This is a genomic window from Streptomyces sp. NPDC057137 (genome assembly GCF_042670825.1).
Lineage (GTDB): Bacteria > Actinomycetota > Actinomycetes > Streptomycetales > Streptomycetaceae > Streptomyces.
This window is the reverse complement of the sequence record NZ_JBHUUW010000012.1, coordinates 17,775-39,601: the sequence shown is the minus strand read 5'-3', so window position 1 is coordinate 39,601 and position 21,827 is coordinate 17,775. Positions and strand designations below refer to the sequence as shown.

The following is a 21,827-nucleotide window of genomic DNA, read 5'->3' as shown; positions in this document are numbered from 1 at the left end:
CCGATGCCCCCACCCTCACCCTCATCGCCGAAGCGCCACGTCTCCCGCTCCATCTGGCTCGGCGGCGCTTCCGTGGCGATCTGGTTCTGCTGCCCTTTCTGGATGGTGGTCTGCTATCTCGCCCTTCCGCTGGGCGTGTCGGGCCTCTTCTACGGAGTCGCCCACCACCGCTCCCAGGACAAGGAGTTGCGAGCCCAGGCGCGTACGGGCCTGGTACTCGCCACGGTGGGCACGGCGGCGGCCGTCGGCTACCTGATCTTCCTCGCCACCCACCCGGACCTGCCGATCCAGGACTGACAAGTTCACTGGAGCCATGTGCTCTCCGGCCCGCCGAAGAGCGCGCCGGGCGCGGCGAGCAGCACCGTACGGAGCGGGGTGTCGATCCAGGCAGGATCGACGGCGACGCCCATCGTGCGCTCCATGAGCGCGAAGGATTCCGCACAGAGGGTGTCCATGGAGAAGACGACGCCTTCCGCCCAGGTGGGCACCTCGTCCTCGGGGTCCTCCAACTCGCAGGGGTCGAAGGCCCCGTCGACCCGACCGCCCACGGCGCGCATGACCTGCTGCCGGCCGTTGACGTCCCGATGGACACTGAAGAACTCGCCACCGTCCGCCGAGGCCCGCCGCCCGATCTCGGGAAGGCTGCCGTGGTACCCCCACTCGATGGCGACGACATGCTCCTTGCTGGTGACGACCCGCAGCAGCTCGTAGTCCTCGTAGAGATGATCCGCCTGCTCGTCGGCGGCCTCGGCGAACGTCATGAGCCGCGACTCCCCGGGATCACCGCCGAACGCCCGGATCACGTCGTCCTCGGACCTCCCGGCGACCACGGAGAAGGTGTACGCCTCCGGCGCGTCCGCATCGGCCCACGCGTACCGAGCAACGAGGTCGTCCCACACCGCGGCATCTCCCTGGGTTCAAGCGCTTTCGCCATGGTGACGGCGCATGGCGGCGCACTCTACAGACCGCCCGGTCGTGGTCAGGCCCGCGGAATGTCCCGCCCGGTCGGCCGGTACTCGATCAACAGCACCCGCCCGTCCAGGGTCCGCCGACCGACCAGCTCCAGATCGGCGGCCGCCACACCAGCGAAGAACGGTTCGCGGCCCGACGACCCCACGAGCAGCGGAAACGTCATCAGCCGCAGCCGGTCGACGAGCCCCGCGTCAAGAAGCTGCCGGGCGACGGAGAGACTCCCCATGGTCCGCAGCGGAACATCACTCACGCCCTTGAGCCGCGCGATCTCACCGACGAGGTCGTCACCGCAAACGCGGGTGTTCGGCCACGAGGCCGTCTCCAACGTCTTCGAGAACACGACCGCGTCCAACTCACTCATCCGCCGCCACGCCGCGTCCCGCGCCTCCTCGGGCAGCCCGGCCAGCGCCTCGTAGGTCCGCCGCCCGAGCACGACAAGCTGCGGCCGGGCCGACTCGACGGTGATCCACTCCTCCAGCTCGGGCCCGAAGTACCCGAAGTATCCCGGCGAGTTCTCCCCGCCGGCCCACCCGTCGGCCGAAATGAACACATCGACAGTCAATGTCTGCATAGCCGCCCCTCCCCATCCACAGGAGACGTCGAAGCCACGCGGGCTTTTTCGACATCGTCCCGAGCTCTGTGTCAGTGCGGTGGGTAGGGGCTGTAGATGATCCGGGGCCCGGCGGGACGGGGCGAGTCCATGTCGAGCTGCGGCAGTTGATACTCCGGAACAAGAAAGCTGCGATAACTCTCCGCAGCGGAGGACTCCCCCCAGTACACGGCCCCGGCGACAACAAACCCACCCAACAACCGCTCCCCCAGCACAAAGGCCCGATCCCCACGCCAGGGCCCCGGGACGACCTCACGCAGTTCCCGCTCCTCTTCGCCGGACGCCAGGCGAATGGTCAACGCCGGGTAGCCGTCCAGCACCGACAGGGCGCGGACGTCCTTGAAGACCACTTCCAGCGTTGTCGAGTACCCCGGCCCGCTGTCCTGCCGCCCTCTGAGCAGCAGCTGACTGTGCCCGATGATGTACGCGAACAACTCGACCGGCCGCGCGAAGCTCACCGGCAGATCGACCAGGCGGCGCTGCGAGGCCACGACATCACTCCATCAACACGCTCAGGGCCGGCCCGCCGCCGGACGCACTATCGTCACGCCCGTGAAGATACGGCGCAATGTTCGCGCGGTTCTACTCGATGACGATCACCTGGTGTTCCTGCGCCGGGGCTGGCCGGGCGGATCCACCTACTACGAACCCGACGACGCGAATCTCGAAACGGCCTTACGCCGCTAAGTCCTGGAGGAGATCGGCGCCACCATCGGCCCAGCCACCGAGTTCCTGACCATGACAGAGTCCGGCGCCAAGATCACCGTCGTCCGGCACTACTTCCGCGCCGACGTCCTGACCATGAACCCAAATCGCCGCAACGGCCCTGAGCTGGACGACCCCGACGTAGGGGACTTCTCACCGATCCGGATCCCCCTGACGGTCTCGGCCCTGGCAGCGCTCGACCTCCAGCCGCCCGAACTCGCCGAGTACTTACGCGCCCACGTCACGTCATGGGGCGCCTGACCATACGCCCCAACGCCCCTGGCCTGCCCCCTTCTCGGTCAGTTACGGCCTGCTGACGTTGCTGCACTTCGCCGCTGTACCGCAGTCACAGATCCACACAGGTTTCCGTCTCCGGGCTCCCTTGACGCAACACGACGTGGGCCGGCCGCATCGGCAGGCTACGGAGGATCGGCTCCATGACCCCGAAGAGCGCTTGGGCATCCGGCCCGTAGGCGTACACCGTGACCTCGCCGGCACCGAACTCGTTCCCGTCGACCTCACCGACTCCCCACTTCTCGACCTCGGCCGACATCACCCGCGAAGCTTCGAAGACCAATCCACGCTCAGCCGGCGAACCGAACCGATCACCACTCAAGCGGTAGCGGGCGATGACGGCCTGCTCCGACACCATCGACTCGGGGAGATCAGAGGACAGGTCCATCCGCACACGATCTCACCAGCCTCTGACACCGGCTCGGCGCCGTATCCCCCTGCGTCTGCCGTCATGCGGAGGCGTTGAGCAGACAGCTGAGCCGTTTCGCGAACGCGGGTGTACGGCCGCCGGTGCAGCCGCGAGCGCAGAGCGTCTACGGGCCGTCCGTGGGGTCGGGGCCCACCGGTGGGGTAATGCGCGGTGTGGCGGACCCGACCGCGTTTGAATGCGGGCCGTCCAAGCAACTCACTTCAGATCGGAACAGTCATACGACGCTCGCTCCCCGCACCCGCGCAGGCGATGGACACCGGGCGGCTCACGATCAAGAACCTTGCCAACGGCGGGTACCTGAGCGCGGAAGGCATGGCGGCCTGCGGCACCCAGGGCAGGTACCAGCAGTGCGAGTTCCTCCCCGCCACCCGAGCGCACCAGCCGCCGACACGGCACATGCCAGGGGTCGAACCTGCAACATCCGGATGAATCACCTGAGGCGCGATCCACATCTTTCGAAGTTCGGCGGACTGCGGATGTCGAGAACGTGCCATCGGCTCCGTCCCAGGGACAGCAGTGGCCACTTCCGGCCACACCAGGAAGAAGGAGAAACCAGCATGGCGATTCAGCGGATGGACAACGTCGGCATCGTCGTCGAGGACATGGACGCCGCCATCGCGTTCTTCGTGGAACTCGGCATGGAGCTGGAGGGCAGGGCAGAGGTCAAGGGCCTCTTCGCCGACCAGTGCACCGGGCTCGAGGGCGTCCACTGCGACATCGCGATGGTCCGGACCCCGGACGGTCACAGCCGACTCGAACTGGCGAAGTACCGCAGCCCCGCCGCGACCAGCGGACCGCACAACCCGCCGCACAACATTCTGGGCACGCACCGCGTCATGTTCGCCGTCGACGACATCGAGGACACCGTCGCCCGCCTGCGCCCGCACGGCGCCGAACTCCTCGGCGAGATCGCCCGGTTCGAGGACAGCTATCTGCTCTGCTACCTCCGCGGCCCGGACGGCATCATCGTCGGACTGGCCGAACAACTGCACTGAGAAGGAGAACCCGAACCTCGCCGGGCCGGCCGTCGAGTCATCCCACTGCGGACACCCGGCACACGTGCAGCTCGCTCCTCGCTCGCAACGTTACAACCTGTCCCGAATGAGACTGGTTGCCGCCATTCGCCGCCGCACGGCCCAACGCGAGAGGCCCCGGACTTGCCGTCCGGGGCCTCTCGCCTGCTGTGCACTCGGCAGGATTCGAACCTGCAACCTTCTGATCCGTAGCTCTAGCCGGATCGGTCAGCGACGTCCATACCGGTCGCTTCGAGGGCCCACAGGGACGCTACCGGACGGGGGCGGTTGCTGTGGTTGCGGTACAAAGCTGCTGTACCGCGCAGCCGCGAGCGCGGGAAAATCCCAGTCGAACACAAGCCGTGGCGCTTAGAGTGCTGGCGTGGCGAAAAGCAAGCACACGTGGTGGCTTGACGGCGACCTCGGTGAACTCGTCGTCGACGGATTCGGCGGCACCGGGCTCAGTGCTGACGATGCAGCAATGAAGGCGCGCGCGCAGGAGTCCTTGCAGCATGCCGAGTATCGCCTTGACACCCATCAAAATAGGTACGACCTGATCGATGCAGTCCTCGCACTAAAGAGGTCAATGCAGACGCGCCTGGAGCACCTAGACGTAATCTACGGATTCAAGCAATACCCGCACGCTAAAACACATGGATGGCTGGGTGTACTTGAAGGATGGGGGGCCGTTCGTCAGCGAATGCTGCGACGGATGAATCGCCTACGCAACGCAGTTGAGCATGACGGAGCCGACCCGCCCTCGCTGGATGAATGCGAGGACTATCGCGAGGTCGTATGGTGGTTCCTAAAGGCGACGTCTCCACTTTTGGAGCCGATCGCAGATATGGACTTCATTTGGGGACGTGCGCGAGGATCGTGCGATATCACCTACAATCCACTCAGGATCGACCTTCGAGGAAATTTCGCCCCGGAGCAGCTTTCTGATTCCTCACTTCCCGGCTGGATGGAGTTCCGGACCATGCCCGCCCTGGCGTTGAAGTACAAGGGTCAAGATACTCCCCTGTACGTCAAAGAGGATGGGAGATATTACGTCTGCGGCCACTCGGCAGATTGGGTCTCGGCGCAACCTTTTTTGAAGGCGGCACTGAGCGTGATGGAATAGCCGCGGAACTAGGTCGGCATAGCGGCTTTGGGCAGGAGCTGCCATGGGGCGAGAGATCGGGGGCCCGTAAGCTTCCCGCGACTCGGGCAGTCTCTGGACCTGCCCGCAATAGCCCGATGTGGGCCCCCGATCTTCGAGGCTCGCCCCATGGTGGCTGCCTAAAGCCGTGGAGCCGACCGTCCCAGCCACAGAGGGCTTCTCTCCCCCACTGGCGTTCGCTTCTGTCGCGCGACCGGCGTAGCCGGGGACCGGAGCGGGGCGGAGACAGGAGCGGCGGGACCCGGCGGGGAGCCGGGGAGCGCGCGGTGAGCGGAGCGAGGCGCCTTGAGATCGTAGAGAAAGTTGTTACTCACGCTGGTGGCGGGGCTTGGTGTACTCCTCTGTGCAGGCTGGGGAGTTGGTGTCCTGGCGGGTCGTGAGCCTGGGGCGCGGTCTCCGTGTTGGCCGAGTCGAGCAGCGCGGTGGCATCGCCCTTCGCGGGACGGTTCGTGTGGCATTCGCACTGGTAGCCGTACATAAGCACGGCCTTGGCCCGTTCATCGTGTCCGTCCTGCGTGGCGGGCCGAGAGCATGTAGCACGTCGTGGACCACTGAAGGTGGGCAACTCGCCCTGGTCGAGCGTTGATCGGGGCTGTCTATGACCCAGTGACGTCCAGAAGCGGCGTGTGCCGGTCCCATTGGACAGCGAGTCGTGGACTGCTCCGTCAACGCCGTTCATCGCCACGGATGGCTGCTGACTCTCGGTTGGGCCAGCAGCCATGATGGCAATTGGCTTCTGAAACAGCGCCGCGCCTCCTTCCTCCCTTCGGGAGAAGGCGGAATTCCCTCACCATCGCGGCGTAGCGTGGCAGCGTGGTAGCGAGCGAACAGAACCTTGGGAAGACGCTTCGGCGCCTGCGCCGGCTGGCCGATCTCACGCAGGAAGATCTCGCGGAGCGTTCCGGTGTCTCCGTGGACGTGGTCCGGCAGCTCGAACAGGGGCGGAAGCACTCGGCCCGCCTCCCCACGCTGCATGCCCTCGCGAACGGACTTGGGGTGGAGCTGACCACGCTCCTCGGGGACCCTCCCGCGGTCGCCACGACCGGTGAGGCCAACGGCCCACGTCTCGTGGCGGTACGCCGCGCGATCATGCCCCCGCTGTGGGGGCCGCCACCGTCGCCGGTAGGCCCGGACTTCTCCCTGGAACGCCTGCGCGAGCAGATCGCGGACGGCTGGTCGCAGTACCACGCCGCAGAGTTCGACGTCGTGATGAAGGCGCTTCCCGACCTGATCCAAGAAGCACGTTCCGCGTCGGTCTCCGGCACCGACGACGACCGCGCGGCCGGGTTCGCGGCCTTGGGCAAGGTGCTCCAGCTCGGTGGCCACGTCGCTATCCGCATGGGAACGACCGACCTCGCCCTGACGAGCCTGGAACGGGCGATAGAGGCGGCGGGGCAGTCCTCCGACCCGCTGCTCCTACCGATGATCGTCAACTCCACGGCGTGGGCGTACCAACGCCAAGGGCGCCTGGACGACGCGCTGTACGTCGCCAACCGTGCTGCTGACGATATGAAGGCGGCCGGCCACATCGATACCGCGGACGGGCTGAAAGTCTGGGGCGCCCTCACCATGAGCGCCGCCACCTCAGCGGCACGGAGCCGCGACTACGACCGTGCGGCATCGATGATGGAGACGGCGGAGAAGGAAGCCGCACGCGTCTCCAAGCTCCCGGCCGGTGACGACAACCGCATGATCAGCGTCTTCAGCCCGTCGTCGGTCCGTATCGAGCGCGTCCGCCTGGCCGTTCAGTACGGGCACCCCAAAGACGCCCTCGCGCTGGCCAAGGGCATGCGTCTGAGCAAGGACACACCACCGTCCTGGCGAACGTGGCTGCTGCTCGACGTAGCACGGGCGCACACGGACATCGGAGACGCCGCCGGCGCGGTGAAGACTCTGGAGTCCCTGAAGCGCGTGGCTCCTGAGTGGATACGCCACCACACCCTTGCGGTGGCCATCGTGCGCGACCTCTGGTCGCTGCCCAACCACCCCCCGGGACTACGGCCGTTGGCCGAGTTCCTGGGAGTCACCGAATAGCGTCGTGAAAGTGGGACGTTGCGTCCCTGTCTCTGCCGCCGGCATGTCGAAAGCCTGGTCAAGCAAGCGTCCCCGAACCGCGCTACACGGTCCGGGGACTGCCGACCGCTCAACCAGGGAGCAATCGACATGCGGAAACTCAGCCGCACGGGACGTGCGGAAACCGTGCTCAGCAGAAGAGCGGAGGCGGAGATCGGCAGAGCGCTGGAGCGCCGTGAGGGGTTCCAGAAGCAGGGTCTGCCGGTGATGGCGCAGGGTGCGTTGGACGCCCGGATCACGGTCGTCGTGAAGATGAGCGTGGCCGGCTTCCTGGAGTACGCGGCGAACGAGGCCCACGGCCGGTACACGGCGCACTTGGAGGTCTGCGGATGCCGGGCGGTCGGAGTCTTCTGCAAGCGCGGTGACGAGCTGGCCAAAGAGTGGCGCGAAGCTCGCGAGTTGGCAGGGGTGGACGCGTGAATGCCCCAGAGATCGGGCCTGCGGAGCGGGCGGCGCTTGAGGACACCATGGAACGGTCGGCCCTCGATCTGGAGACCCACCAGATGAAGTGCGTCCCGTGCCGGACACCAGGCGTCAGCTGCGGTCCGGGGGCCACCATCGCGTGGACCCACGAGGACGCGAAGCGCGCCCTGGGGCTCGAATGACCCTCGTCCAGGAACTCGAAGTCCAGGAAGAGAAGGCGTGGAACGCCTACCTCGATCACTCCCGGAACTGCTCCTCTTGCGCGACTCTCCACGCATACTGCGCCGTCGCCGCCGGGCTGCTCAAGACCGTCCGCGACCTCCGCGACGCGATCGGATGGGGTCCACGATGACCGCCATCGGCCGCACATTCCGGTCACTGTTCGTACTCGCGGCCGTGCCTGGGGGGTGCATTGCGGTGTAGGGCCGGTCGCCTCCGTGATGCAGAGGGCTCTCAGCCCGAGCGGAATCGCCGGCGCCGCGCCGGAACGGTTGCCGTCAACTGCTGCCGTCAAGGCACACGCCGGAGGCCCCATCGATTCCTCGATGGGGCCTCCGGCCTGCTGTGCACTCGACAGGATTCGAACCTGCAACCTTCTGATCCGTAGCTCCAGCGGAAGCGGTCAGCAGCAGTCATACAGGCCGCTGATGACCACCTGACGGCCACCACTGGGCGTTGCGGGTTGCTGTAGTTGCGGTACAGCGCTGCTGTACGCCGGTGCCGGGTGCGCTCCCTATTCTTCCTGCACATCGGCCTCCTCCGTGGCCGCAAACTTGCGGCGCATCATGTGTGCTGCTGAAACGACAGCGGCCAACACAGCGGAAGCGGTGGTCAGTGGACTGGCGAGGCTTGGGGCAAGCCAAACCGCTCCAGCTGTCAGAGCTCCAAGCGCCCCCAGCCCGCCCATACGCAGACGAAGCGAAGCCTGGGATCGGACGCCTATGGGACGTACATTCATGAGAGCACCTCTTCATGACGCGTGACGATGGTGTTGAGCGGCCTCCGGTGCCACGGGGGCCGCTCGCTACTTTCCAGCACTTCCGCCCGCGACCAGCCCGGGAGCGCAGTACCCTTTGGCCCGCATGACCCCACGGGCCCATCTTCTCCACGCATGAAAGGGCAGGTCACGCGAGGATGCCCTGAATCCAGCGTGCGGGCCTAAGGGTCGTAGGTGCGGTGGTGACCCTTCAGCCCGCATGAGGATCTGAGGCCAGGCGCAACCTGGGCCCATTGAGGCTGGTCAGCATGAATCTGTCGATCATCAACGTGCGGGCCAAAGGGTCGAACGAAGGGGGAGACGTGACGTCTAGGAACGTCAGTCGCCTGACTGAACGGCTGAGAAGGCTAGAGACGCTTAGAGCTCAGGTAGCAACGGCAAGTCAAGAGCTGGCCACCTTGCAAGGCGGCGGCGTGAAGCCATACATGATCAGGATTCGCACTGATCTATTCCACGGAAGGAAGGGGCGAAGGCCATCAATTAGCAAAGTCTCCGCCCCGAAAGGCGTGAACCTTCAGGTCTACCTATTGCTACTATTCGAGGCCCAGTGCAGGAAAAGAGTTGGAATTTCAGGCCCGTCAGAGATCCCGCTATTTCCCGAAGATCCCGAGGAGGTCTCTTGGGATAAGATCGTAGTATCTCGGGCCGTTGATAACTCGCACGGAAAATCCCGCACCACGGCAAGGCAAAACAAGCTGAGGCAGATCAAGTCCGCCTTTAACCGGCTGCAGGAAGAAGGCCTAGTTAAAGTGGTCCCGGACCCAAAACGAGGACCCGCACGAATCATCCCCCTGCATGAGTCGGGCGTTCCGGGAGGCGGTGACTCCTACGAGTACTCGATCCCGCATACCACGTACGCCACGGTTGGCATCCCGAGTAGCTTCTTCACCGAGGGGTGGGTGTACTGCCTAACCCCCTCAGAGATACACGTCTACTTCACTCTCTTGCACCTGCAGCGACGCAACCCTACCGAGCATCAGGAGTCAGGCGTCTACTGTGCTGGACTCGGCCGCACGCGCGATTACGGCATGTCTCGCGATGTGTATGAATCCCACCTTTTACTGGCTAATTTCGGCCTGATTCATAAGGTTCGCAATCCGTTGCGGCACGAGGATGGGAAAGTGAAGGCATTTAACGAACTTGAGAAGCGCGGATTACCCTTGCCTGCACACAGGTTCAGAGTGCGCCCGCTGCATGACGTGTTCACGCGAAGTGCCCTCGAATGCGTAACTCGGGGGATGAAATGGGAGCTTCAGGATCGAGCCAGAAAAGCAGCACCATTGGGGCGCTTCTGATACGAACCCAAGGTCGGCGGAGCGGCTTTGGGCGGGAGCTGCTTTGGGGTGAGTGATCATGGCCCCTTAAGCTTCCGGCGAGTCGGGCAGTCTGTGAGGCTGCCCGTTAAAGCACGACGTAGGGGCCATGATCTTAGAGGCTCGCCCCAAAGTGGCTGCCTAAAGCCGTGGAGCCGACCGCCCCAGCCACAGAGGGCTTTTCCGCACCAAAGGCGTTCGCTCTCCAGTCCGCACGACCGGCGTAGCCGGGGCCCGGAGCGGGGCGGAGACAGGAGCGGCGGGACCCGACGGGGAGCCGGGGAGCGCGCGGCGAGCGGAGCGAGGCGCCTTGAGATCGTAGAGAAGGTTGTTACTCATGCTGTTGGGCGGTGCTGCCGTACTCCTTAGTGCAGGCTGGGGAGTAGACGCCCTGGCGGGTGGTGAGTTTGAGGAACTGGGCCGGCCGGGCGGTCCATTGGATCGTTGTGGGGCCCTGCTGGAGTGTGAGAGTGATGGGCTCGCCTTGGACGAGGGCCTGGAGCGCGTCGTGGTGATCTTCCGACAGCCATTGCCACACTTCTTCGAACGCCTCGGAGTTGAGGGCCGGCGAGAGAGTACGCAGGGCAACTCTGATCCAGCGGACCGCCTGGAGCGCGGTCTCCACATCGACCGAGCCGAGAAGCGTGGTGGCGTCGCCGTTCATGGGATGGCTCGTGTGGCATTCGCATCGGTAGCCGCGTAGGAGCACAGGCGTTGGGCGGGTCATCGTGTCCGTCCCGTGGGGCGGGCCGAGAGCATGTAGCACGTCGTGTCGCCGTAGAGCCTGAAGACGTACGCCTCGCCCTGGGCAAGCGCTGACCGGGCTCGCTCGTGTTCGGGCTCGTCCAGGAACCAGTGGCGTCCAGGGGCGGCATAGTGCCGGTCGAGTTGGTCCGTGGCGTCCCGGACCCTGTCCCGTATCCATCGGACCGCGAGTCGTGGACTGCTCGTGCAACGGCCGCCGAGGTGGAGAACGGGGTAAAAGGCGGTCGTGTGCGCGGTGGCCTCGCACCAGTAGTCGGTCTCGCGCACGCCGGTCATCGCCATGGCCGGCTGCTGGGGTGGTGGGAGATGAGTTCCGCGGTGACGGTGAAGCCCTGGCCGGTGCCGTGGATGCTGACGTTGTGGGCCAGCGAGCTGACGATGTCGAGGCCCCGGCCGCGCAGTGCTTCCTTCTCCGCGTGCTCCACCTCGGGGGCCGTAACACTGCCTCCGGCGTCGGTGACGGACACCGCAATCACGTGGTCCGAGAGCGCGAGCGTGACCTGGAAGGCGCCGTTCTCCTCGCCGCTGGCCGTGTAGAGGAGTGCGTTGGTGCCCAGCTCGCTCACGATGAGCGTCACGTCGTCCGCCCTGGGGTGGCCGCCAAGGATGTCGCGGGTCCACCGCCGCGCCCGGCCGACCTCTTCGCGGAGACCAGGGCATGTCAGTCCCCAGACTCGGACCTTGCTCATATACTCGTGCATACAAGTTCCTTTACGCTGGTGGGCGGCCATGGACCGTTGTTCAGTGCTAGATGAGTTTCACGCCGTCGTGGGCACGTACAGCGGCGGGGGACATCGCGTCCAGGGCGTCGAGTACACGAACCGCGTACGCCTCGTCAGCCAGCTCAGCCGCCTCGTCGCGAGTGACCCAGCGCAGCGCTTTGGTCTCGTCGCCCGTGGTGGGCTGGCCGTCGATGGCCCGGCAGCGGAAGACGAGCGAGACGATCAGGCCCGTCATGTTCTTGTAGACGCCGGTCAGGGTCGCCGGAAGGGCGATCTTGATGCCGGTTTCCTCCAGGACTTCCCGCTGGAGGGCTTCGGGGAGGGTTTCGCCGGCCTCGACCACGCCGCCGGGCGGTTCCCAGTGCCCGTTGTCGCGTCGTTTGATCAGCAGGGCGCGACCGTGGTCGTCCACGATCACCCCGGCGACGCTTACGGAGTGGGGACGTTCGGCGGTGGTCACGTTCGGCAGTCCTCGTCCGGTTGGCTGACTAGGCTCTCACCGTAGCAACGGGACTCAGCTGCTTGTCTAGATATCTAAAGGAGTACATATGGCCGCTCTTACTCCCGGTCTGCTCGGCTCGCTGGACCCGACCAGTGACCGAGCTGTCTTCCGGCAGATCGCCGACCAGCTGCGGGAAGCCATCGACAAGGGACGTTTCGCCGAGAGTTCCAAGCTGCCCTCGGAGTCGGAGCTGGTCGAGCACTTCAGCGTGTCCCGTATGACCGTGCGCAACGCGCTTTCCATGCTCCAGAGCGAGGGACTGGTCTCGTCCGAGCATGGCAAGGGGGTCTTCGTCCGGCCCCGGCCCCCGGTACGCCGCCTGGCATCCGACCGGTTCGCACGGCGCCATCGCGAGCAAGGGAAGTCCGCCTTCATCGTGGAGGCCGACGCCGCCGGCAGCCGCCCAGAGGTGGACAACCTGGAGGTCAAGGAAGAGCGCCCGACCCCGGACATCTCCGCTCGGCTCGGCGCACCTCGGCGCGTCCTGGCCAGGCGCCGCCGATACCTGCTGGACGGCCGTCCCGTCGAGTTCGCCATCTCCTACCTCCCGCTCGACCTGGCCCGCAACACCCCCATTGCCCAGCCCGATCCCGGCCCCGGCGGCATCTACGCCCGACTGGAAGAACTGGGCCACACGCTCGACCACTTCGAGGAAGAGATCCGGGCCCGCATGCCTTCCCCTCCAGAAGTGAAGACGCTTCGGCTCGCCTCCGGAGTGCCCGTGATCCACCTGATCCGCACCGCCTTCGACACCAAAGGCCGCGCCGTGGAGGTGTGCGACACGGTCATGGCCGCAGACGCGTACGTGCTGAACTACCAACTGCCCGCTACGTAGGGGGAGCTGGATGTGCACGGGATGCTGACCGGGCCTCGGGCCAGGGCACTTCTTGAGACTCGGGTGCCCCACGCCCGTCCTACCGTTCGAGAACGAGGTGCCCAACTCAGCCGTCGGCCGGTGTCGCGGGCTTGTCTGCTCTCATGCGCGAAGTTGCTGTACTTCGCTGCTGTACGGCTCAACGCCAGAGGCCCCATCGATTCCTCGATGGGGCCTCTGAGCTGCTGTGCACTCGGCAGGATTCGAACCTGCAACCTTCTGATCCGTAGTCAGATGCTCTATCCGTTAAGCTACGAGTGCTTGTCGTGCTGGGCTTTTCGGGCCCGTCCGCGTTGCGAGAACAACATTACATGACCTGCGGCGTCACGTGAAATCCATTAGCCGGACCTGGGCTGAGCTGCGGAAACTCCCCGAAACAGTGGCCGGCAACGGCCGAAGCCCCGGCCTGGTGGACGGGGCTTCGGTGGGTGGTGAGCGGAGGCGGAGGGATTTGAACCCTCGATGGGATTTAAGTCCCAAACCGCATTAGCAGTGCGGCGCCATAGACCGGACTAGGCGACGCCTCCAGCACACCCGCGCGGGCGCGGGTGGTGCGTGTCAGATGATGACACAGCCGAGCGCGGTGTCACCAATCGCCGCCCACGGTACTAGGCGGGAAGCCCGCAGGGCAAAGCGCTTCTTCGCGCCCCTCGCCGGTGCGCAACGACTGGGCCTCACGCGCGTTAGTGATGCCGGGCGCGCACCGTCGGGCCCCTCGGAATCGTCTGCCGTCAGGAGCTCCCATGTCGCGTCGTTTCTCCCTCGTCGCCCCCGCCGCCTTCGCCGCCTCGCTCGTCGCCGTGGCCGCCTTCACGCCCACCGCCGTCGCCGGGCCGCTCGATCTCGCGCCGCTGCCGTTGTCGTCGCTGCTCCAGGAGCGGGAGCAGGACCGGCTCACCGTGACCGTCGTCGACACCAACATCACGCGCGCCGACGGCACATACGAGCTGCGCTGCGGGCCCGCCGGCGGTACGCACCCCGAGTCCACGTCCGCGTGTGCGCGGCTGGACGAGCTGGCCGGGGAGGAGAAGGACCCCTTCGCGCCGGTGCCCAAGGGGCAGATGTGCACCATGCAGATGGGCGGGCCCGCCACCGCCCGGGTCACCGGGACGTGGCAGGGGCGCAGCGTCGACGCGACGTTCAGCCGTAAGAACGGGTGCGAGATCTCCCGCTGGCAGAACCTCGTCCCCGTGCTCCCCGCCGCGCGGGGCTGAGCCGCGAGGGTGGCGGGGGTGGCAGGGGCGCACGAGGGGGGTGCGTACGGGGTGTGCACACAACCTTGGTGAGAGCTCCCCCTCATCCGCCGCGCCGCCATGCCCCCAGCCCTTAGACTCCCTCCAGTGACAGGCTGAGACTCAGAGGGGCAAGATGGGACCGGCCGTCCGCAAGGTGCAGTGGTTCAGGGAGGAAGCGTCGTCGTGAGCAGCAGGCCATCCCGAGGCGCTGCTCGCCTCGCGGCGATACTTGACGCACTCCCCGACGGGTTGGTGCTCGTCAACAGCAACGGCACCGTCGTCAACGCCAACACCATCGCCCTCGAAACCTTCGAAACCCCTGGTACGGCCCTGGTCGGGCGCGGTCTGCTCGATCTCCTGCCGGAGTTCGACCCGCGCCTGATCCCCGGTTCGATGCGCCGGCCCGAGGCTTCCGACGAGCGGGGCCGTACGAAGCCGACCCGGATGATCGCGCGGCGTACGGACGGCAGCGAGTTCCCCGTCGAGGTCACCAGCGCCAACCTGGAGGACGGCCAGCAGGCCCAGGCCTACAACGACCTGCACAACTACACCGGCGACGAGTTGCTGATGCTCGTCGTCCGCGATCTGTCCGGGACCGTCGACACCGAGGCGGAGCTGGCGCGTTCGCAGCGGCAGACCGAGATGATCCTGCGGGCCGCCGCCGAGGGCGTGGTCGGTACGGACACCGACGGCCGCGTCGTACTCGTCAACCCCGCCGCCGCGCAGATCCTCGGCTTCCGGGCCAGCGATCTGGGCGGCCAGGAGCTGCACCCGCTGATCCTGCACTCGCGCGGTGACGGCGAGCCGTTCCCGTACGAGGACTCCCCCCTCGCCGACACCCTCAAGTCGGGCCGCAAGCACCGCGTGCGGGGGCAGGTGCTGTGGGCGAAGAACGGCAAGCAGGTGCCGGTCGACCTGACCACCGCGCCCGTACGGGACGGGGAGCAGCTCGTCGGCGCGGTGATGACGTTCACCGACCGGCGTCCGTACGAGGAACTGGTCGAGACGCACGCGACCGAGGCCAGCGAGGCGGCCGAGCGGCACGCGACGGAGCTGGCGGAGACGATCGAGCGCCACGAGACGGAACTCGCCGAGGCCGTCGAGCGGCACACCGCCGAACTCGCCGACCGCAGCGACCGGTACGCGGCCGAGATCGAGGAGCTTGCGGAGCGGTACGACAACACGGCCCGCCGCCACCACCAGCTGGCGGCCGTGCTGGGCGGCGCGCTGCGCGGCCCGCTGGAGGAGCTGCGCGGTGAGCTGTCGACGCTCGCCGCCGACCCGGCCGGCCAACTGTGGCCCGAGGCCAACCAGATGCTGCACCACCTGTCGGCCGGCTACGCCCGGATGACGACGCTCGTGGACAACGTCCTCGGCTACCAGCGGCTCGACGAGGGTCTGGAGCAGCTGACCAAGGTCAAGGTGCTGCTCGACGGAGTCGTGGCGGCCGGTGTCGAGGGTGCGATCGAGCTGATCGGCCCCGGCCGGGCGCAGTTCGCGGTGCACGCGCCGCCCATCGAGGCGGAGGTCGACCCCGTACGGCTGGCGACGGCGCTCGCGCATCTCACGGCCGACGTGGCGGGCGTCGACTCGACCGGCCGGACGCGGGCGGTGCCGGGCGGCGCCTACGTCGACTCGACGATCGTGGTCGCGGCGGCGCAGCGCGGGGATGTCGTACGGATCGAGGTGCGCGGACCGTTCGCGGGCGGCGATCCGGTGCACGAGCCGATCGTGCGGGGGATCGTACGGGCGCACGGCGGGGTGTTGCAGACGCACGAGATGCCGGGCATGGGCGGCAGCGCGTACGTGCTCGAAGTGCCGCTCGGGGACGGGTCGGGGACGTTCCATCCGCCCACGCCCGAGGAGAGCCAGGCGCCGGTTCAGCAGGAGGAGGCGCCGGGGTCGACCGGTGGTTCCGGCCGGTCCGGCGGCGGTGGGCGGCGGCGTGCGCGGCGCGCGTCAACGGACGCGTTCCTGGGGGCTGCGGGCGAGGAGCCCGGGGAGCCCACGGGGCGGCGCAGGGCTCGTACGGAAGGGGCCCCCGGTCCGGACTCGCAGGCGCCTGGGCAGCAGGAACTCATCCCGGCGCAGGACTCGGGCGGGAGCAGCGGCGGTGGCGCCCCCGGTGGGGGTACGGGCCGCAGGCGCGGCCGGCCGAGCCCGGCGGAGAACGCGGCCGGCGTCGTACCCGGCGCCGAACTCGCGGTGTCCGGCCCCCAGGCTCCCCCTGCTCCCCCCGCTCCCCAGGCCGTGGCATCCGCCGCTTCCGAGGGATCGGTCGTGACGGCTGCCGAGGGCTCCCATCCGACCGGGCGCGCGGCCCTCGGCCAGGCCGTACCGCCGCAGGGCGTACCGCACGGCGCACAGCAGGAAGCCGCGGCGGCCGGTACGGGGCGGCGTGCCCGGCGCGGTGGCCAGAACGCGCTCCCGGCCCTGCCCGCCGGCCCGTCCCCCACGCCGCAGCAGGCCCCGCCACAGCTCCCGCAGCAAACCCCGCGGCAGGCCCCGCAACAGCAGGCGACGGCACAGGCGACGGCTCAGGCCGCGGCACCGCAGCAACAGCAGCCGGCCGTCCGCCGCACCCGGCGCGCGCTGGCGCCCGCCCAGCAGCGGCCCGCGCCCGCGCCCGTCGGCGATGCCGCGCCCCCCCGCGCGCAGTTCGCGCTCCCGCCGGCCGACGCCGACCGGGCGCCGGCGCCCGACGCGTCGGTGCCGGGGCGCCACGACTCCGCACGGTCGGACCCGCGCGCCGACCACACACCCCTGAGGCCGCACCCGGTCACGGCTCCGAGTACGGCTCCGACGGACCAACGGCGTGGTCGTACGAACGCCCCCGCGCCGGAGACCGGCGACAACGGCGCCCCGCCCGTGGGCCCCGACACGGACCCGGACATGGATCCCAACAGCTGGGCGCCGGGGATGCCCACCGCCTCCGGCGTCGGCGTGATGCCCGGCGGGCAGCCCTCGTGGCCCGTCCCCGGAGCCGTACCGGCGACCGAGCACGCCCACGCGGACGACGACGCCGACACCGGTGACAGCGGTGACAGCGACGGCCGCGGCACGGCCGACGGCTCGGCCGACGGCAGAACCCCCCAGGACCCCCGCGCCGCCCAGCCACTGCCGCCCGCCCAGCCGCTGCCCGAGGAGGAGCCGATGTCGGCGGACTCCACGCAGGGGCGAGCCTTCAGCGTCCGTACGCTCGGCCAGGGCGTGCCCTTCTCGCAGCAGATCACCAAGCAGCAGAACCAGACCCTCGGCGCCGGCCGCCGCCGCAGGCTGTCCGCCCCGCACGAGCCCGAGGAGCCCCGCACCGGCAACGGCACCGGGTCGTCCCCCTCCGGCCCCTCCCACGGCGGCCAGGGCGGCCCGCTCGCCCACGGCCCGCACTCGGAGGGCCGCGCCTACGCCATAGGCGCCCCGGACGAGGGCGCCGAGGGCCCCCAGCCGCTGGACGGCCCCGGCGGCGCGGTCGAGGTCGCCAACCGGCCCCAGCCCCGGCCCGTCGACGACGAACTGCCGCCCGAGCCGCTGGACAACCCGCGCCGCCTGCTGGTCTGGCCCGCTCCCGACGTCTCCACCCAGCAGGCCCTGAGCGACCGCGGCTACCGCCCGGTGATCGTGCACTCACGCGAGGAGGTCGACGCGCAGATCGCCGCCTTCCCCGCGGCGCTGTTCGTGGACCCGCTGACCGGCCCCATCACCCGTACCGCGCTCCAGTCGCTGCGCCAGGCCGCCGTCGCCGCCGAGGTCCCGGTGCTGGTGACGGCCGGGCTGGGGCAGGCGACGCGCGAGGCGGCGTACGGCGCCGACCCCGCCGTACTGCTCAAGGCCCTGGCGCCGCGCGACAGCGAACAGCACCCGCCACGCGTGCTGTTGATCGAGGAGAGCGAGGAGATCGCGCTCGCGCTCACGGCGACGCTGGAGCGCCGCGGCATGCAGGTGGCGCGCGCGGGGACGGACAGCGACGCGGTCACGCTCGCGGGCCAGATGCGGCCGAACCTGGTGGTCATGGACCTGATGCAGGTACGGCGCCGACGCGCGGGCATCATCGACTGGCTGCGCGCGAACGGCCAGTTGAACCGTACGCCGCTGGTCGTCTACACCTCCACCGGCATCGACCGCGCGGAACTGCCGCAGCTCTCGGCCGGGGAGACGGTGCTCTTCCTCGCCGAGCGGTCCACGAGCGAGGACGTACAGGCGCGGATCGTGGACCTGCTCGCGAAGATCGGCACCAACTGACCCTCGCAGGGAGCCAGTTGGTGCCGTGTCGTCGAGAACGCGCCGAGAATGATCTAGAGGCGCGTGACGTCCAGCTCCCCGTCCGCGTACTGCTTCCGGATCACTTTCTTGTCGAACTTGCCGACGCTCGTCTTCGGTACCGACTCCACCACCGACCAGCGTTCCGGCAGCTGCCACTTGGCGATCTTCCCGGCGAGGAAGGTCTTCAGCGCCGCGTAGTCGGTGCTCGCGCCCTCCTTCAACACGACTGTCGCGAGCGGCCGTTCGCCCCACTTGTCGTCGGGCACGGCGACCACGGCGGCCTCGGCGACGTCCGGGTGCGCCATGAGCGCGTTCTCCAGCTCCACGCTGGAGATCCACTCGCCGCCGGACTTGATGACGTCCTTCGCGCGGTCGGTGAGGGTGAGATAGCCGTCGGGGCTGATGACGCCGACGTCGCCCGTCTTCAGCCAGCCGTCCTCGCTGAACTTGTCCTCGGGCTTGAGCGGTTCGGCGCCTGCGCCGCCGTAGTAGGCGGCGGCGATCCACGGCCCGCGCACCTCCAGCTCGCCGGCCGACTCGTTGTCCCACGGCAGCGTGTCTCCGCCGGGGCCGGACAGCCGCGCTTCGACGCCTGCGGGGAAACGGCCCTGCGTGACGCGGTACGGCCACTCCTCCTCGGCGGTGAGACCGGCGGGCGGGTTGGACATCGTGCCGAGCGGCGAGGTCTCCGTCATGCCCCAGGCGTGGCAGAGCCGTACGCCGAGCTTGTCGTACGCCTCCATCAGCGCGGGCGGACAGGCCGAGCCGCCGATCGTGACGCGGACCATGGACGTCAGATCGCGCGGCCTGGCGGTGACCTCGGCGAGCAGCGCCTGCCAGATCGTCGGCACGGCGGCGGCGTGCGAGGGCTTCTCGCGTTCGATCATGTCCGCCAGCGGGGCGGGCTGCAGGAACCGGTCGGGCATCAGCATGCCGACGCCGGTCATGAAGGTGGCGTGCGGCAGGCCCCACGCGTTCACGTGGAACTGCGGTACGACGACAAGGGTCGTGTCCTTGTCGGTCAGGCCCATCGACTCGGCCATGTTGATCTGCATGGAGTGCAGATAGATCGAACGGTGCGAGTAGACGACGCCCTTGGGCTCGCCGGTGGTGCCGGAGGTGTAACACATGGCGGCGGCGGTGCGTTCGTCCAGCTCGGGCCAGTCGTACGTGGTGGGGCGGCCGGCGATCAGGTCCTCGTACTCGTGCACCTGGACGCGGCCGTCGGTCCCGGCGACGGCTTCGGCGAGCGGTCCCCGGTCACCGGGGCCGGAGACGACGACGTGCTCGACGGTCGGCAGGTGGGGGAGGAGCGGCGCGATGAGCGGCACCAGGGAGCCGTTCACCAGGACGACGCGGTCGGCGGCGTGGTTGACGATCCAGATCAACTGCTTCGGCGGGAGCCGGAGGTTGAGCGTGTGGAGGACGGACCCCATGGAGGGGATCGCGAAGTATGCCTCGACATGGTCTGAGTTGTTCCACATGAGAGTGGCGACCCGCTCGTCACGCGTGACACCGAGCTCGTCGCGCAGGGCGCCGGCGAGCTGTGCCGCACGCGCGCCGATCTCGGCGAAGCTGCGGCGCTGCGGCTCACTCTCCCCGGTCCAGGTGGTGACCTGCGACTTCGCGTGGATGGTCATCCCGTGGCGCAGGATGCGGGTCACAGTCAGCGGTACGTCCTGCATGGTGCTCAGCACGGCGTCCTCCCGGTGGGCGCTGGCGCTACGCGGCAGCGGCGCAGCGTGGCGTGGCGTGGCAGAAAGGTTTTGCGGAGATTCTGCGCACATACCACGTGGTATGTCACTACCCGGGAGTAGAAAAACACTGGGTGCGGAGCAGGACGGATCAGCGGACGGGCACCAGCTCCGGGTCCTGGCGGAGCTTCCCCAGCGCGCGTGACACCGCGCTCTTGACCGTGCCGACGGAGACCCCGAGCACCTCGGCGGTCTGGACCTCGCTCAAGTCCTCGTAGTAACGCAGCACCACCATCGCCCGCTGCCGGTCGGGCAGCTTCATCACCGCGCGCCACATCGCGTCGTGGAGCACCTGCTCCTCGGCGGGGTCGGGCGCGGGAAGACCGGTCGGCTCGGGCAGCTCCTCGCAGGCGAACTCGTCGACCTTGCGCTTGCGCCACTGCGAGGTGCGGGTGTTGACGAGCGCCCGGCGGACGTATCCGTCGAGGGCACGGTGGTCCTCGATCCGGTCCCAGGCGACGTACGTCTTGGTGAGCGCGGTCTGCAACAGGTCCTCGGCGTCGCTCGGATTCGCGGTGAGCGAGCGAGCGGTCCGCAGCAGCACGGGCCCCCGCGCCCGTACGTACGACGAGAAGGACTTGTAGGGCGGCGCGTGCGCATGGGACTGCTGATGCGGGTGGGCATGAGCGGGTGGATGTGAGTTGGGGTGGTACGGCGAGTACGAGGCCGCCTTAGGGGCGCTCGTGCAGAGGGGCGTGGTCATGACTCCACGCTAGGAGCGGGCCCATCTCAGGGGATCGGCCCCAGGTCCCGAAGCTTCGTCCGCCTCAGGGAGTAGGAGTGGTGCTTGGTCCACCTCCTGAAGATGGAGGAGGTGAGGACACTCGTCAGGGTCCACCCCGGAGACGGAGGGCCGCTGTCGATCTTCGACGCCTTGTCGCGTGGTGGCCGTGAGGCCTTGTGGGAACGGCGCTCCGGACGTCTCCGCAGGTGGGAGCGGTGCGGGCCGCGCACGCGAGGACGGGGGTGTCGGAGCCGTACACCTTAGTGAGGAGGGAAAGGCGGGCCACCGGCGGATGGTACTGGGGTGTGGGACGTCCACCCGGGGTTAGAGGGGGTGGGGGCATGCCATAGGAAGGGGGCCGGCACGCGCGGCGGGTGCGGGGCGGGCGGCGGGCGCAAAAAGAGGACGGTCTGCGCAACGGCACCGAAGTACCGTCGCGCAGACCGCCGCTCACCCCTCAGCCCTCAGCAGGCCCCCCGTCGGGCCGCGTATCACCAGAGATTGACGAAGTTCACCGCGATGTTCTCGTTGGACTGGTCGATCACCGTGAACCCGGAGCCGTTCACGTTGGCGGTGTTGTTCTGGTTCGACGCACCAGCGCCGGTCGCCACCTGCTGGGTCGTCGTCGAGTTGCCGGAGTTGTCGTCGCCCACACCACTGCCCACGATCGTGGCCACGCTGGCGTTCGATCCGTCGTCCGCGAAGTCATCGGCCGACGCCGAGCCGGTGAAGAGAGCCGCAGCGAGGGGGAGAGCGGCGACAGCGGCGAAGACGCGGGCGGTACGGAAGCTTGCCATGTCAGTTCCTCCAGGAACGAGATCTTCTGAACGAGAAGTACGGCTTTTGCCGGGGCAGTTGGCCGACCGCCTCGACGTTGTGCTCGACGTCGCGGACTCAGAATTGCCCACCGAATCCCCTGCGAACCAGCCCTGAGCGGGTTATTCCCTCGCAAGCGTGAGGACATGTCGATAAACCCCCTTCCCGACATCAACGGGCCAG

23 protein-coding genes and 2 tRNA genes are annotated in these 21,827 nt (G+C 68.2%); 12 read left to right on the top strand and 13 right to left on the bottom strand.

Features of this window, described 5'->3' with window-relative positions:
* Positions 1-3 precede the first annotated feature (3 nt).
* A complete protein-coding gene (locus ACFT9I_RS12990; RefSeq protein WP_382563592.1) occupies positions 4-297 on the top strand; it encodes a hypothetical protein in 294 nt (97 codons plus the stop codon).
* A 5-nt stretch (positions 298-302) separates the two neighbouring features.
* Here the strand turns inward: ACFT9I_RS12990 and ACFT9I_RS12985 are convergent, their stop codons facing one another.
* The 3 genes from ACFT9I_RS12985 to ACFT9I_RS12975 all read right to left on the bottom strand — a co-directional run bounded on the left by ACFT9I_RS12985 (position 303) and on the right by ACFT9I_RS12975 (position 2,073).
* Positions 303-899, bottom strand: a complete 597-nt coding sequence (locus tag ACFT9I_RS12985) for a DUF6461 domain-containing protein (protein WP_382563590.1) — start codon at positions 897-899, stop codon at positions 303-305.
* Between the two features lie 80 nt (positions 900-979).
* Complete coding sequence (locus ACFT9I_RS12980; RefSeq protein ID WP_382563589.1) at positions 980-1,543, bottom strand: dihydrofolate reductase family protein; 564 nt, start codon at positions 1,541-1,543, stop codon at positions 980-982.
* A gap of 71 nt (positions 1,544-1,614) precedes the next feature.
* Positions 1,615-2,073 carry a hypothetical protein gene (locus tag ACFT9I_RS12975; RefSeq protein ID WP_382563587.1) on the bottom strand — a complete coding sequence of 153 codons (459 nt, stop codon included), beginning with the start codon at positions 2,071-2,073 and terminating at the stop codon, positions 1,615-1,617.
* 247 nt (positions 2,074-2,320) lie between these two features.
* Between ACFT9I_RS12975 and ACFT9I_RS12970 the strand changes: the two genes are divergently transcribed.
* The gene (locus ACFT9I_RS12970; protein WP_382563585.1) at positions 2,321-2,548 is read left to right on the top strand and encodes a hypothetical protein; all 228 of its coding nucleotides are present in this window, start codon (positions 2,321-2,323) and stop codon (positions 2,546-2,548) included.
* 85 nt (positions 2,549-2,633) lie between these two features.
* On the opposite strand, the gene ACFT9I_RS12965 is transcribed toward ACFT9I_RS12970, so the two are convergent.
* Positions 2,634-2,969 (bottom strand): hypothetical protein, encoded by a 336-nt coding sequence (locus ACFT9I_RS12965; protein WP_382563583.1) that lies wholly within the window; start codon positions 2,967-2,969, stop codon positions 2,634-2,636.
* Positions 2,970-3,568: 599 nt separating this feature from the next.
* On the opposite strand from ACFT9I_RS12965, the gene ACFT9I_RS12960 reads away from it, so the two are divergent.
* The 7 genes from ACFT9I_RS12960 to ACFT9I_RS12930 all read left to right on the top strand — a co-directional run bounded on the left by ACFT9I_RS12960 (position 3,569) and on the right by ACFT9I_RS12930 (position 9,974).
* Complete coding sequence (locus tag ACFT9I_RS12960; RefSeq protein WP_382563581.1) at positions 3,569-4,006, top strand: VOC family protein; 438 nt, start codon at positions 3,569-3,571, stop codon at positions 4,004-4,006.
* Positions 4,007-4,406: 400 nt separating this feature from the next.
* Positions 4,407-5,147 (top strand): hypothetical protein, encoded by a 741-nt coding sequence (locus ACFT9I_RS12955; RefSeq protein WP_382563579.1) that lies wholly within the window; start codon positions 4,407-4,409, stop codon positions 5,145-5,147.
* An 852-nt stretch (positions 5,148-5,999) separates the two neighbouring features.
* Positions 6,000-7,220, top strand: coding sequence for a helix-turn-helix domain-containing protein (locus tag ACFT9I_RS12950; RefSeq protein WP_382563577.1), 1,221 nt, complete (start codon positions 6,000-6,002; stop codon positions 7,218-7,220).
* A 129-nt stretch (positions 7,221-7,349) separates the two neighbouring features.
* Positions 7,350-7,679, top strand: a complete 330-nt coding sequence (locus ACFT9I_RS12945; protein WP_382563576.1) for a hypothetical protein — start codon at positions 7,350-7,352, stop codon at positions 7,677-7,679.
* Positions 7,676-7,864: a hypothetical protein gene (locus tag ACFT9I_RS12940; protein WP_382563574.1), complete on the top strand. Its 189-nt coding sequence runs from the start codon at positions 7,676-7,678 to the stop codon at positions 7,862-7,864. The genes ACFT9I_RS12945 and ACFT9I_RS12940 overlap by 4 nt, the downstream gene beginning before the upstream one ends.
* Positions 7,861-8,034 (top strand): hypothetical protein, encoded by a 174-nt coding sequence (locus tag ACFT9I_RS12935; RefSeq protein ID WP_382563572.1) that lies wholly within the window; start codon positions 7,861-7,863, stop codon positions 8,032-8,034. The genes ACFT9I_RS12940 and ACFT9I_RS12935 overlap by 4 nt, the downstream gene beginning before the upstream one ends.
* Positions 8,035-8,927: 893 nt before the next feature.
* Complete coding sequence (locus ACFT9I_RS12930; protein ID WP_382563570.1) at positions 8,928-9,974, top strand: hypothetical protein; 1,047 nt, start codon at positions 8,928-8,930, stop codon at positions 9,972-9,974.
* 349 nt (positions 9,975-10,323) lie between these two features.
* Here ACFT9I_RS12930 and ACFT9I_RS12925 read toward each other — a convergent pair whose 3' ends face one another.
* The 4 genes from ACFT9I_RS12925 to ACFT9I_RS12910 are packed head-to-tail and all read right to left on the bottom strand — an operon-like array spanning position 10,324 to position 11,939.
* Entirely contained in the window at positions 10,324-10,656 is a 333-nt protein-coding gene (locus ACFT9I_RS12925) for a hypothetical protein (protein ID WP_382563568.1), read from the bottom strand.
* A 59-nt stretch (positions 10,657-10,715) separates the two neighbouring features.
* Complete coding sequence (locus ACFT9I_RS12920) at positions 10,716-11,039, bottom strand: hypothetical protein (protein WP_382563566.1); 324 nt, start codon at positions 11,037-11,039, stop codon at positions 10,716-10,718.
* Entirely contained in the window at positions 11,030-11,458 is a 429-nt protein-coding gene (locus ACFT9I_RS12915; RefSeq protein WP_382563564.1) for an ATP-binding protein, read from the bottom strand. The genes ACFT9I_RS12920 and ACFT9I_RS12915 overlap by 10 nt, the downstream gene beginning before the upstream one ends.
* Before the next feature lie 46 nt (positions 11,459-11,504).
* Entirely contained in the window at positions 11,505-11,939 is a 435-nt protein-coding gene (locus ACFT9I_RS12910) for an NUDIX hydrolase (RefSeq protein WP_382563563.1), read from the bottom strand.
* 88 nt (positions 11,940-12,027) lie between these two features.
* On the opposite strand from ACFT9I_RS12910, the gene ACFT9I_RS12905 reads away from it, so the two are divergent.
* Positions 12,028-12,816 (top strand): GntR family transcriptional regulator, encoded by a 789-nt coding sequence (locus ACFT9I_RS12905; RefSeq protein WP_382563561.1) that lies wholly within the window; start codon positions 12,028-12,030, stop codon positions 12,814-12,816.
* 227 nt (positions 12,817-13,043) lie between these two features.
* Here ACFT9I_RS12905 and ACFT9I_RS12900 read toward each other — a convergent pair.
* Together ACFT9I_RS12900 and ACFT9I_RS12895 are read right to left on the bottom strand one after the other, a co-directional pair.
* A tRNA-Arg gene (locus tag ACFT9I_RS12900) sits at positions 13,044-13,116 on the bottom strand.
* A gap of 175 nt (positions 13,117-13,291) precedes the next feature.
* Positions 13,292-13,382, bottom strand: a tRNA-Ser gene (locus ACFT9I_RS12895).
* Between the two features lie 216 nt (positions 13,383-13,598).
* Between ACFT9I_RS12895 and ACFT9I_RS12890 the strand changes: the two genes are divergently transcribed.
* Together ACFT9I_RS12890 and ACFT9I_RS12885 are read left to right on the top strand one after the other, a co-directional pair.
* Positions 13,599-14,069, top strand: a complete 471-nt coding sequence (locus tag ACFT9I_RS12890) for an SSI family serine proteinase inhibitor (protein WP_382563559.1) — start codon at positions 13,599-13,601, stop codon at positions 14,067-14,069.
* A gap of 204 nt (positions 14,070-14,273) precedes the next feature.
* Positions 14,274-18,329, top strand: a complete 4,056-nt coding sequence (locus ACFT9I_RS12885) for a PAS domain-containing protein (protein ID WP_382563557.1) — start codon at positions 14,274-14,276, stop codon at positions 18,327-18,329.
* Positions 18,330-18,382: 53 nt separating this feature from the next.
* On the opposite strand, the gene ACFT9I_RS12880 is transcribed toward ACFT9I_RS12885, so the two are convergent.
* From ACFT9I_RS12880 to ACFT9I_RS12870, 3 genes are all read right to left on the bottom strand, one after another.
* Positions 18,383-20,047: a long-chain fatty acid--CoA ligase gene (locus tag ACFT9I_RS12880; RefSeq protein WP_382563556.1), complete on the bottom strand. Its 1,665-nt coding sequence runs from the start codon at positions 20,045-20,047 to the stop codon at positions 18,383-18,385.
* Positions 20,048-20,195: 148 nt separating this feature from the next.
* On the bottom strand, positions 20,196-20,807 hold the full coding sequence (locus tag ACFT9I_RS12875) for a SigE family RNA polymerase sigma factor (protein WP_382563555.1): 612 nt from the start codon (positions 20,805-20,807) through the stop codon (positions 20,196-20,198).
* A 512-nt stretch (positions 20,808-21,319) separates the two neighbouring features.
* Positions 21,320-21,625, bottom strand: a complete 306-nt coding sequence (locus ACFT9I_RS12870) for a hypothetical protein (RefSeq protein ID WP_382563553.1) — start codon at positions 21,623-21,625, stop codon at positions 21,320-21,322.
* Positions 21,626-21,827: the final 202 nt, after the last annotated feature.